Source organism: Enterobacter sp. SECR19-1250, assembly GCF_013391025.1.
GTDB classification, from domain to species: Bacteria; Pseudomonadota; Gammaproteobacteria; order Enterobacterales; family Enterobacteriaceae; genus Enterobacter; species Enterobacter cloacae.
Genome location: NZ_JACASJ010000322.1, coordinates 1 through 363 on the forward strand (window position 1 = coordinate 1; position 363 = coordinate 363).

A 363-nucleotide genomic window follows, 5' to 3' on the forward strand; every position below is an offset into this window, starting at 1 on the left:
AGGAAGGTGCGAATAAGCGGGGAAATTCTTCTCGGCTGACTCAGTCATTTCATTTCTTCATGTTTGAGCCGATTTTTTCTCCCGTAAATGCCTTGAATCAGCCTATTTAGACCGTTTCTTCGCCATTTAAGGCGTTATCCCCAGTTTTTAGTGAGATCTCTCCCACTGACGTATCATTTGGTCCGCCCGAAACAGGTTGGCCAGCGTGAATAACATCGCCAGTTGGTTATCGTTTTTCAGCAACCCCTTGTATCTGGCTTTCACGAAGCCGAACTGTCGCTTGATGATGCGAAATGGGTGCTCCACCTTGGCCCGGATGCTGGCTTTCATGTATTCGATGTTGATGGCCGTTTTGTTCTTGCG

Annotated in this window: 1 protein-coding gene; it reads right to left on the bottom strand. The window is 47.7% G+C overall.

What is annotated here, in order from left to right:
- Positions 1 to 147: 147 nt before the first annotated feature.
- Positions 148 to 363: IS5/IS1182 family transposase (locus tag HX884_RS26825; RefSeq protein ID WP_048962153.1), on the bottom strand; the 216-nt coding region annotated here is incomplete at its 5' end.